General features: G+C 56.3%; 15 protein-coding genes. 8 read left to right on the top strand and 7 right to left on the bottom strand.

Features of this window, described 5'->3' with window-relative positions; translation table 11 throughout:
* Positions 1 to 17: 17 nt before the first annotated feature.
* Entirely contained in the window at positions 18 to 716 is a 699-nt protein-coding gene (locus tag AC6I8N_RS01690; RefSeq protein WP_021184073.1) for a UTRA domain-containing protein, read from the bottom strand.
* Positions 717 to 941: 225 nt separating this feature from the next.
* Between AC6I8N_RS01690 and AC6I8N_RS01685 the strand changes: the two genes are divergently transcribed.
* The 6 genes from AC6I8N_RS01685 (at position 942) to AC6I8N_RS01660 (ending at position 7,191) form a co-directional block, all read left to right on the top strand.
* Complete coding sequence (locus AC6I8N_RS01685) at positions 942 to 2,003, top strand: ABC transporter substrate-binding protein (protein ID WP_497829913.1); 1,062 nt, start codon at positions 942 to 944, stop codon at positions 2,001 to 2,003.
* 10 nt (positions 2,004 to 2,013) lie between these two features.
* Positions 2,014 to 2,832, top strand: a complete 819-nt coding sequence (locus AC6I8N_RS01680; RefSeq protein WP_208724602.1) for an alkaline phosphatase family protein — start codon at positions 2,014 to 2,016, stop codon at positions 2,830 to 2,832.
* Positions 2,822 to 3,667 carry an ABC transporter permease gene (locus AC6I8N_RS01675; RefSeq protein ID WP_021184070.1) on the top strand — a complete coding sequence of 282 codons (846 nt, stop codon included), beginning with the start codon at positions 2,822 to 2,824 and terminating at the stop codon, positions 3,665 to 3,667. The genes AC6I8N_RS01680 and AC6I8N_RS01675 overlap by 11 nt, the downstream gene beginning before the upstream one ends.
* 10 nt (positions 3,668 to 3,677) lie before the next feature.
* Positions 3,678 to 4,463, top strand: a complete 786-nt coding sequence (locus AC6I8N_RS01670) for an ABC transporter permease (RefSeq protein ID WP_021184069.1) — start codon at positions 3,678 to 3,680, stop codon at positions 4,461 to 4,463.
* A 2-nt stretch (positions 4,464 to 4,465) separates the two neighbouring features.
* Positions 4,466 to 5,458, top strand: a complete 993-nt coding sequence (locus AC6I8N_RS01665; RefSeq protein ID WP_021184068.1) for an ABC transporter ATP-binding protein — start codon at positions 4,466 to 4,468, stop codon at positions 5,456 to 5,458.
* Between the two features lie 107 nt (positions 5,459 to 5,565).
* Positions 5,566 to 7,191 carry a Na/Pi cotransporter family protein gene (locus AC6I8N_RS01660; protein WP_497829912.1) on the top strand — a complete coding sequence of 542 codons (1,626 nt, stop codon included), beginning with the start codon at positions 5,566 to 5,568 and terminating at the stop codon, positions 7,189 to 7,191.
* A gap of 105 nt (positions 7,192 to 7,296) precedes the next feature.
* On the opposite strand, the gene gntU is transcribed toward AC6I8N_RS01660, so the two are convergent.
* The 3 genes from gntU to gntR all read right to left on the bottom strand — a co-directional run bounded on the left by gntU (position 7,297) and on the right by gntR (position 10,311).
* Positions 7,297 to 8,637 carry a gluconate transporter gene (gntU, locus tag AC6I8N_RS01655; RefSeq protein WP_497829911.1) on the bottom strand — a complete coding sequence of 447 codons (1,341 nt, stop codon included), beginning with the start codon at positions 8,635 to 8,637 and terminating at the stop codon, positions 7,297 to 7,299.
* A 2-nt stretch (positions 8,638 to 8,639) separates the two neighbouring features.
* Positions 8,640 to 9,176, bottom strand: coding sequence for a gluconokinase (gene gntK / locus AC6I8N_RS01650; RefSeq protein ID WP_021184064.1), 537 nt, complete (start codon positions 9,174 to 9,176; stop codon positions 8,640 to 8,642).
* Positions 9,177 to 9,315: 139 nt separating this feature from the next.
* On the bottom strand, positions 9,316 to 10,311 hold the full coding sequence (gene gntR, locus AC6I8N_RS01645) for a gluconate operon transcriptional repressor GntR (RefSeq protein ID WP_497829910.1): 996 nt from the start codon (positions 10,309 to 10,311) through the stop codon (positions 9,316 to 9,318).
* A gap of 329 nt (positions 10,312 to 10,640) precedes the next feature.
* Here gntR and AC6I8N_RS01640 point away from each other — a divergent pair, with 329 nt between their 5' ends.
* On the top strand, positions 10,641 to 11,141 hold the full coding sequence (locus tag AC6I8N_RS01640) for a GNAT family N-acetyltransferase (protein WP_497829909.1): 501 nt from the start codon (positions 10,641 to 10,643) through the stop codon (positions 11,139 to 11,141).
* A 71-nt stretch (positions 11,142 to 11,212) separates the two neighbouring features.
* Here the strand turns inward: AC6I8N_RS01640 and ggt are convergent, their stop codons facing one another.
* Positions 11,213 to 12,964: a gamma-glutamyltransferase gene (gene ggt / locus AC6I8N_RS01635; protein ID WP_497829908.1), complete on the bottom strand. Its 1,752-nt coding sequence runs from the start codon at positions 12,962 to 12,964 to the stop codon at positions 11,213 to 11,215.
* Positions 12,965 to 13,154: 190 nt separating this feature from the next.
* Here ggt and AC6I8N_RS01630 point away from each other — a divergent pair, with 190 nt between their 5' ends.
* The gene (locus tag AC6I8N_RS01630) at positions 13,155 to 13,430 is read left to right on the top strand and encodes a DUF2756 domain-containing protein (RefSeq protein WP_021184060.1); all 276 of its coding nucleotides are present in this window, start codon (positions 13,155 to 13,157) and stop codon (positions 13,428 to 13,430) included.
* Here AC6I8N_RS01630 and ugpQ read toward each other — a convergent pair.
* Complete coding sequence (gene ugpQ, locus AC6I8N_RS01625) at positions 13,427 to 14,170, bottom strand: glycerophosphodiester phosphodiesterase (protein WP_208724596.1); 744 nt, start codon at positions 14,168 to 14,170, stop codon at positions 13,427 to 13,429. The two genes, AC6I8N_RS01630 and ugpQ, sit on opposite strands and share 4 nt — an antisense overlap.
* Complete coding sequence (locus tag AC6I8N_RS01620; RefSeq protein ID WP_497829907.1) at positions 14,167 to 15,240, bottom strand: sn-glycerol-3-phosphate import ATP-binding protein UgpC; 1,074 nt, start codon at positions 15,238 to 15,240, stop codon at positions 14,167 to 14,169. Before AC6I8N_RS01620 ends, ugpQ begins: the two co-directional genes overlap by 4 nt.

Genomic DNA, 15,240 nt, shown 5'->3' with positions numbered 1-15,240 from the left:
TCAAAATCACAATATGGTCAGACATCCACATCCACGCACAGCGCATCATAGCGCCAGTACTCACAATCGCAGTCGATGACACGTTTGTGTTGATCACGGTTGGTGCGGGTAATCAGCAATCCTGGCGTGCCGCTGGCGACATTTAATGCTGGCGCGGCATGGGCGGGTAATGGCCCCGGCAGGATAGTAAAACGTGCACCGCCGTAACGAATGCCATAGCGGTGGTTATACAGATCAGTCAGGGAACGGGTGAGGTCCTCATCAAGCAGGCCCGGAAAATAGTGTGGGTTAAGATAGTGCTCCACATACAGCACCGCGCGCCCATCAATGCGGCGCAGACGGCGAATCAGGTAAACCTCATCGCCTTCAGCCAGTTGCAGTTGATGCGCCACCGAGGAGTGCACCGGCGCTTTACGCGCTTCAATCACCTCAGTGCTGGCAATCCGTCCCTGTTGGGCAGCCATCGCGTGGAAATGGCTGTGGTGCAACGGGTTGTACACCAATCTCGGCGGGGCGAGAAACCAACCGCGGCGCAATTCACGGTAAATAACACCCTGTGCCTCCAGCGATCCCAGCGCTTCACGCAAGGTAATACGCGTGGTGGAATATTGTTCGCTCAGGCTGCGTTCCGCAGGCAAACGCCCGCTGGTGAACTCGCCTGCGTCAATCCGACTATGCAGCGCGGCTGCGATGACATCTGCCGTTTTCGACAACATCTTTAAAGCCTCATTTTGGGGCGAAGCTGCACTATGACAGTTCGATGACATTCTAATGACAACGTAAACCTGGTCTCAATGCCTTCCGAACATCTGTGTGGATCGGCGCTCTACACCACATTTTACCGTCCTAGTCATAAAACCTTCATCTGCAACAGCTAAATTGGCTCGGTTCTTGCTGGACTAGACCAAGATGTCCCTCAACTTACACCGGGAGCAACTAAGATGAAAGCGTTAATCGCCTCTGTAGTAGCCAGTGCCGTACTGCTTGCGTTGCCAGCCGCGCAAGCCGCCGACAACGACCTCGTCGCGTTGGAAAAAGCCGCGCGCAGTGAAGGTCAAATCAATAGCGTCGGTATGCCAGATAGCTGGGCCAACTGGAAAGATACCTGGAATGACATCAGTAGCAAATATGGCCTGAAGCACAGCGATACCGATATGTCATCGGCGCAGGAGCTGGCTAAATTTGCCGCCGAAAAAGAAAATGCCAGCGCCGATATCGGTGACGTGGGTGCCGCTTTTGGCCCGGTCGCGGTAGCGAAAGGTCTGGCACAGCCCTACAAGCCGACGCACTGGGATCAGGTGCCGGACTGGGCGAAAGATAAAGAAGGCAACTGGATGCTGGCCTATACCGGCACCATTGCGTTCCTCGTCGACAAGCAGCAGGTGAAAGATGTCCCGCATAGCTGGGCCGATCTGAAAAAAGGTAAGTATGTGGTCACTATCGGTGACGTCGGTGTGGCTGCTCAGGCTGCCAACGGTGTTCTGGCGGCTAACTACGCGCTGGGCGGTGACGAGAAAAACCTGAAACCGGCACTGAACTTCTTTGCTGACCTCGCCAAACAAAGCCGTCTCGGCGTGACCGATCCGGTAATTGCCAACATTGAGAAAGGCGAAATCCAGGTTGCTGTGGTGTGGGACTTCAACGGTCTGAACTACCGCGATCAGATCGACAAAAACCGCTATGAAGTGGTGATCCCATCCGACGGTTCCGTGACGTCTGGCTACACCACCATCATCAACAAATACGCCAAACACCCAAACGCCGCCAAACTGGCGCGCGAATATATCTTCTCTGATGCCGGTCAGACTAACCTGGCAAAAGGTTACGCACGCCCGATTCGTGCCAAATACCTCACGCTGCCAGCTGACGTGCAGGCCAAACTGCTGCCGGAATCTGAGTACAAAAATGCCCGACCGATCAAAGACCAGGCTGCCTGGGATAAATCGTCAAAAGCACTGCCGCGTCTGTGGCAAGAGAACGTGATCATCAATATGCAGCAGTAAGGAGAAGGGGATGAAAACAATCCTGGTGGTACTGGATGGGCTGAGCAATCAGGTGGCACAGCACGCAATGGGTTACCTGTTTGCCGAATGCGCGCAGGGCAATGGCCAATATTACACCCTGACCTGCGAGTTGCCGTCGCTGTCGCGGCCGCTGTACGAATGTATTCTCACCGGCATCCCACCGGTGCGTAGCGGCATCATTCATAATGGCGTCAGTCGGTTGAGCAAAGAGCGCAGCATCTTCCATTATGCCCGCGCCGCCGGTTTAACCACCGCGGCTGCGGCGTACCACTGGGTGAGTGAGCTGTATAATCAGACCCCGTTTAACGCAGCGCGCGACCGGCATACGGTCGCGCCTGACCTGCCCATTCAATATGGGCACTTTTACTGGGACGACGGCTATCCGGATTCCCACCTGTTTGAAGATGCCGAAAGCCTGCGTCTGCGCCACGACCCGGACTTTATGCTGATCCACCCGATGAATATTGACGATGCCGGGCACAAACATAGCCTGTCGTCACCACAGTATCGCAACCGTGCGCGCATGGCCGATGGTTATCTGTCGCACTGGATGCCAGGCTGGTTGGCTGCCGGTTACCAGGTGATAGTCACCGCCGACCACGGCATGAACGACGATCGCTCTCACGGCGGGATTCTGCCGGAGGAAACCAACGTGCCGCTGTTCGTGTTTGGTGAAGGCTTCTCAAAACAGCCGGATCTGCAACCACGACAGACCGAGTTGTGCGGCATCGTCTGCACCCTGTTGGGCGTCGAGCATGATAAACCGGTATGCCGTGATCTGCTGGCGGAGCCGCGTCATGAAGGGTAAGGGCCTGGCGCTACTGCTGTTGCTGCCGTTCGCCCTGTTCTGGGTGGCATTCCAGCTCGCCCCTTTGCTGTGGATCGCCATCAACAGCTTCTGGAGCGACATGAACGAAAGCTGGGGACTGGATAACTACAGCGATATCCTGACCTCGCCGTTCTATTTACAGGCTTTTCGCCTGTCGCTGGATATCTCGATCTGGTCGAGCATTTATGGCCTGTTAATCGCGCTGGTCGCCGGATACTCACTGCATCAGATGGGCAGTGGACGCTTTCAGCGCTTTTTGATGTCGTTTACCAATATGACCAGCAATTTCGCCGGCGTGCCGCTGGCGTTTGCCTTTGTCATTTTACTCGGACTGAACGGCTGCCTGACGTTGCTGCTGCGCCATTACAATTTGCTGGAAAGCTTCAAACTGTTCTCGCGCGACGGCATGGTGATTGTCTACACCTGGTTCCAGATCCCGCTCGGCATTTTGCTGCTCTACCCGGCTTTTGATGGCTTGCGTCAGGACTGGCAGGAATCCGCCGCGTTGCTCGGTGCCAGCCGCTGGCGCTACTGGTGGCATATCGGGCTACCGATTCTGTTCCCGGCCCTGCTCGGCACCTTCGTGATTCTGCTCGCCAACGCCCTTGGTGCTTACGCCACCATTTATGCGCTCACCACTGGCAACTTTAACGTGGTGCCGGTACGTATCGCCGCCCTGGTATCGGGTGATATTTCACTGGATCCTAATACCGGCGGCGCGCTGGCGATGCTGTTGGTGCTGTTGATGGCGGTGATTACCGTGGTGCAGCAGTATCTGGTGCGCCGCAGTTATCTCAACGCCAAACCGTCCTGAGGAGCGGCCCATGTCTCGCGTCGAAAAACTTTACCATCGCCTGATTGTCTGGCTGCTGCTGGTGATTCTGGCGGCTCCGCTGCTGGCAACGCTGTTGTATGCGCTCTCCTCCGACTGGAGCAACACCATTCTGCCGCAGGGCTACACGCTGAAATGGTTCTTTGAACTGTGGAGTGACAGTCGTTTCCTGACGGCGCTCGGCCATTCGCTGTTGATTTGCTTTGGTGCGCTGTTGTTCTCGTTAGTGCTGGTGCTGCCTGCGATGTTTGTGATCGCTTACTACTTTCCGAAGCTGGACTCGGTTATGAACGTGCTGATTCTGATGCCGTTCGCCGTACCGCCGGTAGTGTCATCGGTCGGCTTGTTGCAGCTTTACTCCTCATCACCGCTGATGCTCACCGGCACGCCGTGGATTCTGATTGGCTGTTATTTCACCATCGCACTGCCGTTTATCTATCGTGCCATCTCCAACAATATGCAGGCCATCAACCTGAAAGAGTTGATTGATGCCGCGCATCTGCTGGGCGCCAGCACCTGGCAGGCAGCGCTGTTTGTTGTGCTGCCGAACCTGCGCAAAGGTGTATTTATAGCCGTGCTGCTCTCCTTCTCTTTCCTGATAGGTGAGTTTGTATTCGCTAACCTGTTGGTCGGCACCCGCTATGAAACCTTGCAGGTTTACCTCTACAACATGCGCAACGGCAGCGGCCATTTCACCAGCGCGCTGGTGATCTCCTATTTTGTTGTCGTCCTGCTGGTCACCTGGCTGGCGAATGCCCTCAATCCTGAACGAGGCTGACCATGAGTTACCTGAACGTTACAAAGCTGAATAAAAGCTACGGCCCAACCACCATTTTCGAAAATATCGATTTCAGCGCCGACGAGGGTGAGTTCGTCACCCTGCTCGGCCCAAGCGGCTGTGGTAAATCAACGCTGCTGCGCTGCATCGCCGGGCTGACCTCGGTCGACAGCGGGCAAATTCTGTTGCAGGGCCAGGATATCGTGCCCTTGCCGCCGCAGAAACGTACCATCGGCATGGTGTTTCAGAGCTATGCCCTGTTCCCGAATATGACGGTAGAAAAGAACGTCGCCTTCGGCCTGAAGATGCAAAAACTGGCGGCAAGTGAAATCCAAAGCCGGGTGATGGAAGCGCTGGCGCTGGTGGAACTGACCGACTTCGCCCGCCGCTATCCCCACCAACTGTCAGGCGGCCAGTGCCAGCGCGTGGCGCTGGCACGTTCGCTGGTCACGCGTCCACGTCTGCTGCTGCTGGATGAACCGCTGTCGGCACTTGATGCCCGTATTCGCCGCCATCTGCGCGAGCAGATCCGCAATATCCAGCAGGAACTGAAGCTTACCACCATCTTCGTGACGCACGACCAGGAAGAAGCGCTGACACTGTCAGATCGCATCGTGTTGATGAATCGTGGAAAAATCGTGCAAAACGGCAATGCTGAAGCGCTATATACTCAACCGGCCGATCTGTTTGCCGCCGGGTTTATCGGTAACTACAACCTGTTGAGTGCCGAGCAGGCAACGCAGTTAACCGGCCAGACGTTCACCGGTCAGGTGGCGATTCGCCCGGAATCGATTCTGATGGGTGCGCCAGAGTCAGGTATTGCGGCCACCATTATCAGCCACAGCCTGCTGGGTAACGTGATCCGTTATCGTGTGCTGGCGCACAATGTGGAACTTTCGGTCGATGTTCTGAACCGTAGCGTGGCAGATTTACACCCCGCCGGGATGCAGATTGGGCTACAGTTAGAGATGTCGACGTTGCGCCAGGTCGCTTAAATTACAGGAAAAATTAGCAACGCAACGTGACGATATCTTGTACAGGTTGCGCTCTCCGTCAGGCTGGCAACCTGCTTTAAAGCCTGACGGTAAAGGAGCCAGCTTACGTGTTAACCCTGTTAAACCTGTTATCTGCCGTGGCCCTGTTGGTGTGGGGCACACACATTGTTCGTACCGGCATTATGCGTGTGTATGGTGCCGATCTGCGTCGGGTACTTAGTCGCAGCGTCGAGAAAAAGCCGATGGCGTTTCTCGCCGGGATTGGCGTCACCGCGTTGGTGCAAAGCAGCAACGCCACCACCATGCTGGTCACCTCATTCGTCGCGCAGAATCTTGTCAGCCTGACACCCGCCCTGGTTGTAGTGCTGGGCGCTGACGTCGGTACGGCCGTCATGGCACGTATCCTGACCTTCGATCTTTCGTGGTTGTCGCCGCTGTTTATCCTGTTTGGCGTGATTTTTTTCCTCGGTCGAAAACAAACCCGTCTCGGTCAACTGGGACGAGCCAGCATCGGCCTCGGTCTGATCCTGCTGGCGCTGCAACTGATTGTCGCCGCCGCGCGCCCGATTACTCAGGCTGCGGGCGTACAGGTCATCTTTTCCACGCTGACCGGTGATGTGATGCTGGATGCCCTGATTGGCGCGGTGTTCGCCATCATCAGTTATTCCAGTCTGGCGGCGGTGTTGATTACCGCCACCCTGACCGCCACCGGGGTGATCTCCTTCAAAGTCGCGCTTTGTCTGGTGATTGGTGCCAACCTTGGCAGCGGCCTGCTGGCGATGATCAACGCCAGCGGCTCCAATGCCGCCGGCAAACGTGTCGCACTTGGCAGCCTGCTGTTTAAACTTATCGGTAGTATCGTGATTTTGCCGTTCGTTAATACCGTGGCAGACGTATTGGATAAGCTGCCAGTTAACGACGAAGAGTTGGTCATTTTCTTCCATGTGTTCTACAACCTGATCCGCTGCATCGTGATGGTCCCCTTCGCCGATCCGATGGCGCGCCTGTGCCGCCGGATGATTAGCGATGACACAGAAACTGACACCGTGCTGAAACCGAAACACCTCGACAGCAGCGCGCTGGATACCCCCGCGCTGGCGCTGGTCAATGCGGCGCGTGAGACGTTACGCATTGGCGATGTGGTTGAGCAGATGGTCGAAACCTTCAGCAAGGTGGTGCACGGCGAGCTACGCGAGGAACGCGCGGTGCGACGGCTGGATGATGATGTTGATGTGTTGTACACCGCCATCAAACTGTATCTGGCACGTATGCAAAAGGAGGATCTGGCGGAAGAGGATTCGCGCCGCTGGGCGGAGATCATCGAAATGGCGCTTAACCTGGAACAGGCGGGCGACATTATCGAACGCATGAGCGCTGATGTGGCCGATAAAGCGCTGGCCGCACGCCGTGCCTTCTCACCGGAGGGGCTGGAGGAGCTGGAGACATTGCAGGAGCAGTTGCTGAATAACCTGCGCCTGAGCCTGTCGGTGTTTTTATCCCACGATGTCGCCAGCGCCAAACGTCTGCGCCGTTCCAAACATCGTTTCCGTATTCTGATTCGACGTTTTTCCCATGCCCATGTTGAGCGTCTGCATCGCCAGAACGTGCAAAGTATCGAAACCAGCTCGCTGCATCTGGGATTACTGGGAGATATGAAGCGTCTGAATTCGCTGTTCTGCGCCGTAGCCTACACGGTGCTGGAACAGCCGGATGACGACAGGGATGATGAATAATAGCCAAGGCACCTTCCGTAGCGGCGCGATTTATCGCGCGGATTTTTCCCGCATCGCGCACGGAACTGCGCGATAAATCGCGACGCTACGGTTCGGTGATATTAATTAAGACAACAAGCTGAAGGCAATCATCCCGACAATCGCCCCGGTGGTGCCGAGGATAGTTTCCATCAGCGTCCAGGTTTTCAGGGTTTCACCTTCCGTCGCGCCGGTAAAGCGGCCAAACAGCCAGAAACCGGCGTCATTGACGTGGCTGATTATGATGGAGCCACCGCCGATACAAATCGACAGCGCCGCCAGTTGCGCGCCGCTGTAGTGCAGCGGTTCAATCACCGGCATCACCAGGCCAACCGTCGTCAGGCAGGCGACCGTGGCTGAACCCTGAATCACCCGCACCGCACCGGAGAGGATAAAACAAGCCAGCGCAATCGGCAGACCCGCGCCAATCAACGCGTGGCCCAGTACCGGACCGACGCCGGAATCCACCAGCACCTGTTTAAACACCCCACCCGCACCGATCACCAGCAGGATAATCCCCGCCGGTTGCAGCGCGCTGCCGCAGACCTGCATCACCTTCTCTTTATCCATACCCTGACGATACGCCAGGCCATAAATCGCCACCAGACAGGCCAGCAGAATCGCGGTGAAGGGGTGACCAATAAACTCCAGCCACTCATACAGACGTGAATCCGGCGTAGTGAAGCGCGCACCGATGGTTTTCAGCCCCACCAACAGCAGCGGGAACAGGATCAGCGCCAGACTGAAGCGAAACGACGGCAGTTTGCCCTCTTCCACATCCGGTTGATTATCTTCCGGCGGGGCGCTGAAGGTGACGCGTTTAGCAATCAGGTTGCCAAACAGCGGTCCGGCGATAATCATGCCAGGGATCGCTGCGCACAGGCCCAACAAAATCATCCAGCCAAAATCAGCATGCATTTGTGACGCCAGCAACATCGGAGCCGGTCCCGGCAGCAGAAACGCTGCGGAAGCAGCGACCCCGGCAAACAACGGGATCACCAGTTTCACCAGGTTATCGCCGGTGCGGCGCGCCACGGCAAATGCGATGCTGATCAGCAACACCACCGCCACCTCAAAAAACAGCGGCAGCGCGCAGATTAACCCGGCAATGCCCATCGCGTAATGCGCGCGACTTTCCCCGAAGGTTTTCAGCATGCGGATAGCAATCTGATCGACCGCGCCGGTTTCATGCAGGATTTTGCCGAACATCGCGCCCAGCGCCACCACAATCGCCAGGAAACCGAGCGTACCGCCCATGCCTTTCTGCATGGTGTCAGCAATTTTGTCGAGCGGCATACCGGAGAACAACCCGGCACCAATGGAGACTAACATCAGGGCGACAAAGGCGTGCATACGCGCTTTCATCACCAAAAACAGCAGCAGCAGGACAGAGCCTGCTGCGGTTAACACCAGCGTTGCGGTACTCATGACTAACCCTTGTTGATTGCTCCCTTGATGGTCGCAACCGTGGCCGCAACTACCTCATCCAGTGAATGATTAATATCAACCACCAGTACATCGGGTTCGTTCGCGCCGGGTTCTTCCAGCGTGGCAAACTGCGTCACCAACATCTGTGGTTTGAAGAAGTGGCCTTTGCGGGCTTTCAGGCGGGATTCGATGGTTTCGAAATCGCCTTTCAAATAGACAAATTTCAGGTTGTGGTTGCCTTGACGCAGGATGTCGCGGTAGGACTTTTTCAGTGCCGAGCAGACAATGATGGAGACTTCCTGGGTACGTTGCATGGCAAAAGCGGCATCGTTCAGCGCCTGCAACCACGGGCGACGATCGTTGTCATCCAGCGGATGGCCTTCGGCCATTTTCATAATATTGCTGCGCGGATGCAGGAAATCACCGTCAAGAAAGGCGGTGTTGAGTTGGTGTGAAACCTGATTGGCGACGGCAGACTTTCCGCTGCCGGACACACCCATCAGGATAAAAACATGGTGCGACGGGGATGGCGTTGTCATTGTTTTGCGCTCCGGCAGTTAATCTGCCAATGTTACCGATAACAAATTCGATCATCATTGTCGGTACCCGGTCACAGGCTGGCAACCCTTTTACCGGGAAAAGCACGAAAGTGTGAACTGACTCAAAAAATCGCCAGAATCAGATGCTGCCGCCTTCGGCAATTTCAAACCCGACATCCAGTGGCACAGTGACGGAACGATCGCCGCCAATTCGCGCCAGCAGCATCGCCGCCGACTCCCGTCCCATGCGTTCGCGCGGGGTCAGCACCGTCGCGAGACGCGGGTTAACCACTTGGGTGATATCGTGACCGTGGAAACCGGCAATCGCCATTTGCTCCGGGACGCTCAATCCCTGACGTTGGCATTCGAACATCGCCCCGACTGCAAGGTCATCGTTGGTACAGAACAAGCTGTCGGTTTGCGGATAGCGTCGTTGCGCCTCACGCAGCAACAAGGCTCCGGCGCTGAAGGACGAGGCATCTTCCATCATCACGCTGTGCGGTGTTAACCCGGCTTCACGCATCGCCTGCTCGTAGCCCTGCTGTTTCTGGAGGGTACGTTCATCAAGGCGCGCACCGAGGTAGACGGTGTGGCGATGGCCTTTTTTCAGGATAGCATGGGTCATCTGACGCGCCGCTTCGACGTTGTTAAAACCCACGGCCATATCGAGACAAGGTGAAACCGAGTCCATCATTTCGATTACCGGGATACCTGCCACTTCGAGCATACGCAGCGTACCCGGCGTATGGGTGCGTTCCGTCAGGATCACCCCATCGATGTTCCAGCCCAGCAGCGAACGCAGCTGCAATTCCTCTTTCTGTGCGTTATAGCCGAAGTGCCCCACCAACGTCTGATACCCCGCCTCATCGGTGACGGTTTCAATCCCGCGCAGCACGTCAGCAAATACCTGGTTAGTCAGTGACGGCAGCAGCACACCGATGGCGCGGCTGGTGGCGTTAGAGAGCATGTCCGGAGCGCGGTTGGGGATGTAACCCAACTCGTCCAGCGCAATGGCGATTTTGTCACGCAGCGCAGCGGAGACCTGCTCTGGATTACGCAGGTAGCGGCTGACGGTCATTTTGGTGATGCCGATGCGATCGGCAACGTCCTGTAGTACCGGTCTTTTTTTCTTCATCGTAAGCGCCTGAGGTCAGAGATACGCTGAGTCTATCATTAAATTGTCATGCGATTGTAAACGGGGCGCGGGAAGCGGGATCGTGCCGAATGTCGGAGAAAAAGGCAAAAAAAAAGCCAGCACCCGAGCTGGCTAAGAAACACTGGAAGCAATGTGAGCAATGTCGTGCTTTCCCGGTTTGTCAGGAGGACGTCCCGGGACCGCATCGCAATAATAATCATTATCATTCGCGTCTGTAAAGTCCTTTTGAGAATTATTTTCAATTGACCAGCGATAAAAAATCCTTGATGTTAAAGGGGATTTTTTCATTTTGCATAAGGAGCCGCACCATGAGTCTGATCACTGTCCGTCACACCACGCCTGATGACGCCGCCGTACTGTTTCAGCTTTACAGCCACGCTGAAACCCAGGCGGATACCCTGCATCTACCCTTGCAATCGCCTGCGCTGTGGCAGGAGCGACTGCAAAACATTCGTCCGGGTGAGCAACGTCTGGTGGCGTGCATTGATGGACAAGTGGTGGGACAACTCACCGTCAGCGTGCTGGAGGCGATGCGCCGTCGTCATACCGCGACTATCGGGATGGGGGTTGATCCGGCGTTTCACCGCCGTGGCGTCGGTTCCGCGTTGATGGCGGCGATGGTGGACCTGTGCGACAACTGGTTGCAGGTGACGCGCATTGAGCTGACGGTGTTTGCCGACAATAAAGCCGCGATTGGGTTGTATCAGAAGTTTGGGTTTGAGATTGAGGGCACCGCGCGCCGTTATGCGATGCGGAACGGCGCGCTGGTGGATACCCATTATATGGCGCGGTTGAAAGGGGAAAGCTAAATCCGTGCGATGATTCGTGCCGCTACAGACCAAATATGGCTGTAGCGGCTTGATTTATCACGCAAAAATCGTTAATAACCCGCGCTTAAATCATCCACCGAACGCGGATCGGATGCACCATAACGCGTGCCATCCGGCCCAATCATAATGCTCTGGGTACTGCCCATCGCCGGGAGCACCTTCACATGCTGACCTTTGCTCTCCAGCAAACGCAAGGTATCCGGGCTAAAGCCCTTCTCCACACGCAGCTGATCCGGCAACCACTGATGATGGAAACGCGGCGCATTGGTCGCCTCGGCCACATTCATACCAAAATCGATGCTGTTGACCACCATCTGCAACACCGTGGTGATAATGCGGCTGCCGCCAGGGCTACCGGTCACCAACCAGGTTTTGCCATCCTTCACTACAATGGTCGGTGACATCGACGACAGAGGACGCTTGGCAGGTTGCACCGCATTGGCTTCACCACCAACCAGACCATAGACGTTCGGTGTCCCCGGTTTAGCGGAGAAGTCATCCATCTCGTTGTTCATCAGGATACCGCTCTGCCCGGCCACAATGCCGCTACCGAAGTAGGTATTCAGCGTGTAGGTCACCGCCACTGCATTGCCGTCCTTATCCACCACGGAGAAATGGGTAGTTTGATTGCTCTCGTACGGCTCCAGCTTGCCCGGTTTGATTTCGCTCGACGGGCGCGCCTTGTTGACATCAATCTGCTGCGCCAGCGATTTCGCGTAAGCTTTGCTGGTCAACGCCTGCTGCGGCACCTTCACAAAATCCGGGTCACCGAGATATTCCGAGCGGTCGGCATAGGCGTATTTTTCTGCCTCGGCCATCACCTGCATCGCATCGGCGCTACCAAAGCCCATCTTCGCCAAATCGAAGTTTTCCAGGATATTAAGGATTTCGATGATATGAATGCCGCCTGATGACGGCGGTGGCATTGAGAAGACCTGATAGCCGCGATAGCTGCCGCTGACCGGTTTGCGCTCAACGGCGCGATAGGCTGCCAAATCAGTTTTGCCAATCAGACCACCATGTTGTGCCATCTCACCGGCGATTTCGTCGGCAATTTTGCCTTTGTAGAAGGCATCCGGCCCCTGTTGCGCAATCAGTTGCAGACTATGCGCGAGGTTTTTCTGCACCAGACGATCGCCCTTCTGATAAGGCTGGCCGTCGGCTTTGTAGAAAATGGCCCGGCTGTTGTCGTGATTGATCAGGTTTTCTTTGCCATAGGTGGCGAGGTCATCCGCCAGCGCATCGTTAACAATGATGCCGTTCCGCGCCAGTTTGATTGCCGGGGCCAGCAAAGTGCTTAACGGCAGCGTGCCATATTTATGAGCGGCCAGCGCAAAACCCGCCACCGTGCCTGGCGTACCCGATGCCAGATGGGAAGTAAGTGATAACTTACTGTCGGCGTTGCCTTGTTTATCAAGAAACATATCGCGCGAGGCACGCGCCGGAGCCATTTCGCGGAAATCGATGGCGGTGGTCTGCCCGGAGGCGGTACGCAGCAACATAAATCCGCCACCACCGAGGTTTCCGGCCTGTGGATGGGTCACCGCCAGCGCGAAGCCGACCGCGACCGCGGCATCCACCGCATTGCCGCCCTGTTTGAGAATCTCCACGCCCACGTCAGTGGCGGTCGCATCCACCGAGGCCACCATGCCATGTTTCGCCTTCACCGGATGGAAGGTATCGCTATCCACGCCATAAGAGACGGGAGGTGCGCTGTTTGGTGCCGCCTGTCCCCCCTGCACCACGGTAAAACTCATCAACAACGCCCAGCCGAGCTGGCGTACACTGCCTTGTATCCGCATGCCACTACCATCCTTTTCAGTTGTTTATAATTGTTTACATTGACGCAAGTGTTTACAAACACTGAAAAAGATTAGCAGCTAACTCAAATTAGGTGCACTCCTGGATTGGCCCTTTTTAATATCGCATAAACTTATGGTTGCTGCGGTTACGCCAGACACACAGCACCGCGGCATTAATGGAGGAGTGATCATGAAAAAATGGCTGATTGTTTTCGCTGCCCTGCTGCCGTTAAGCAGCATGGCGAATATGCTGAATAACACCAACGAACCCTTTAAACCGGGCTACAACCCAAGCCAGCAACGGATGCAGACGCAGATGCAAATCCAGCAGCAGCAGGAGAAACTGAAGCTGCAACAGGATCAGCAACAGCAGAAACAGGATTTACAGCGCAAAATGCAGGAACATCGCGATAGCGCCCAGCAGCGCATCATCAAAACGCAGCCGGGCCAGCAGAAGACCAATTAACGGAAGTCGGGACCAATAATGTCGATGCGGTCGGTACAGATCGCATCGACGCCCCACCCCAGCAGCTCGCGCGCCCGCTCGGGCTGATTCACGGTATAAACCAGGATATGCAGACCAGCCGCTTTCAACTGCGCGGTGCGCTCGGCATTCAGCAATTTGTGGTTGAGGTGAATGGAGACGCAATCCAGACTTGAAGTCAGCGCTTGCCAGTCATCATGCCAGCTATCCAGCAGCAAGCCGCGTGGCAGTTCTGGCACCGCCTGCATGGCGGCTTCCAGCGCCTGATACGAGAAAGAAGAGAGCAGCGGCGCAGTTTGCCCCTGCCACAATTCACGCGCGGCTAACGCCACATCGCGCCCCGTCTCCACCTCTTTGCCAGTGGTCGGTTTGATCTCAATATTCGCCATCATCTGATGCTGACGGCAGCGCGCGGCCACGTCACTCAGCAGCGCCAGCGGCTCACCGGCAAATTTGTTGCTGAACCAGCTACCGGCATCCAGTTGCGCCAGCTTATCCCACGGCAAATCGCCCGCCACGCCCCAGCCGTTGCTGGTGCGATCGAGGGTGTCATCGTGCAGCAGGAAAATCTGGCGATCGTCTGAGAGTTTGGCGTCAAACTCAATCATTTGGTGGTGATAATGCGCCCCCACATCAATGGCGGCGAGGGTGTTTTCCGGGGCCAGTTTACCGCCCCCACGATGGGCGACGATGTGCGGATACGGCCAGTTGTGCTTACTCATTCCAGACGCTTTCCATGAGTTGAATCGAAGAAATGTAACGCCTCCGACGGCAAATGCAGCCATAGGCTGCTGCCCGCCAGCGGGCGTTCGCTGTGCGGCAAACGTACCACCAATCGCGCCTCACCGATACGACCATGCGCCAGATTATCAGCACCGAGCATTTCCAGTGTCTCAACCACCAACGGAATCCCGCCCGCCTCTCGACTGCTTAGCTGGATATGCTCCGGGCGAATGCCCAGCGTCAGTGGCCGATTGGCCCACTTCGCCTTGCTTTCCGCCAGCGGCAGCGCGTGCAGGGCATCGAGGGTAAAACGGGTGCCGTCGCTGTTGATCTGCCCCGGCAGCAGGTTCATCGCCGGTGCGCCGATAAAAGCGGCGACAAACTGGCTGGCCGGGCGTTCGTACACCTCAACCGGCGTGCCCACTTGCTCGACAATGCCTTTGTTCATCACCATCACGCGCTGTGCCAGCGTCATCGCCTCAACCTGGTCATGCGTCACGTACAGGCTGGTGGTTTGCAGACGACGGTGTAGCTGTTGCAGCTCCAGCCGCATCTGCACGCGCAGGCGGGCATCAAGGTTTGACAACGGTTCATCAAACAGGAACACCGCCGGTTCACGCACGATGGCGCGCCCCATCGCCACACGCTGGCGTTGACCGCCAGATAACTCACGCGGGCGACGGGTCAGCAGATGATCCAGTTCGAGGCTACGCGCCGCTTCCAGTACGCGCTGGCGAATCTGTTCTTTGCCCATACCACGGATTTTCAGGCCATAGGCCATGTTCTCTTCTACCGTCATATGTGGGTAGAGCGCGTAGTTCTGGAACACCATCGCGATACCACGATCTTTCGGCTCCAAATCAGTAACACGTTGGTCGTCAATATAGATATCGCCAGAGCTGACGCGCTCCAGCCCGGCCACCATACGTAGCAGCGTGGATTTACCGCAGCCGGAAGGCCCGACCATCACCATAAACTCGCCATCGTTGATGGTGATATTCAGCGGCTGAATGATCTGATTTTTGCCGTCATACGATTTGGTGACGGTCTGAAGGGTTACGCCTGCCAT

This window comes from Pantoea sp. X-Soil-TKNS-1279, assembly GCF_059730565.1.
This window is presented reverse-complemented; position numbering and strand designations above follow the sequence as displayed.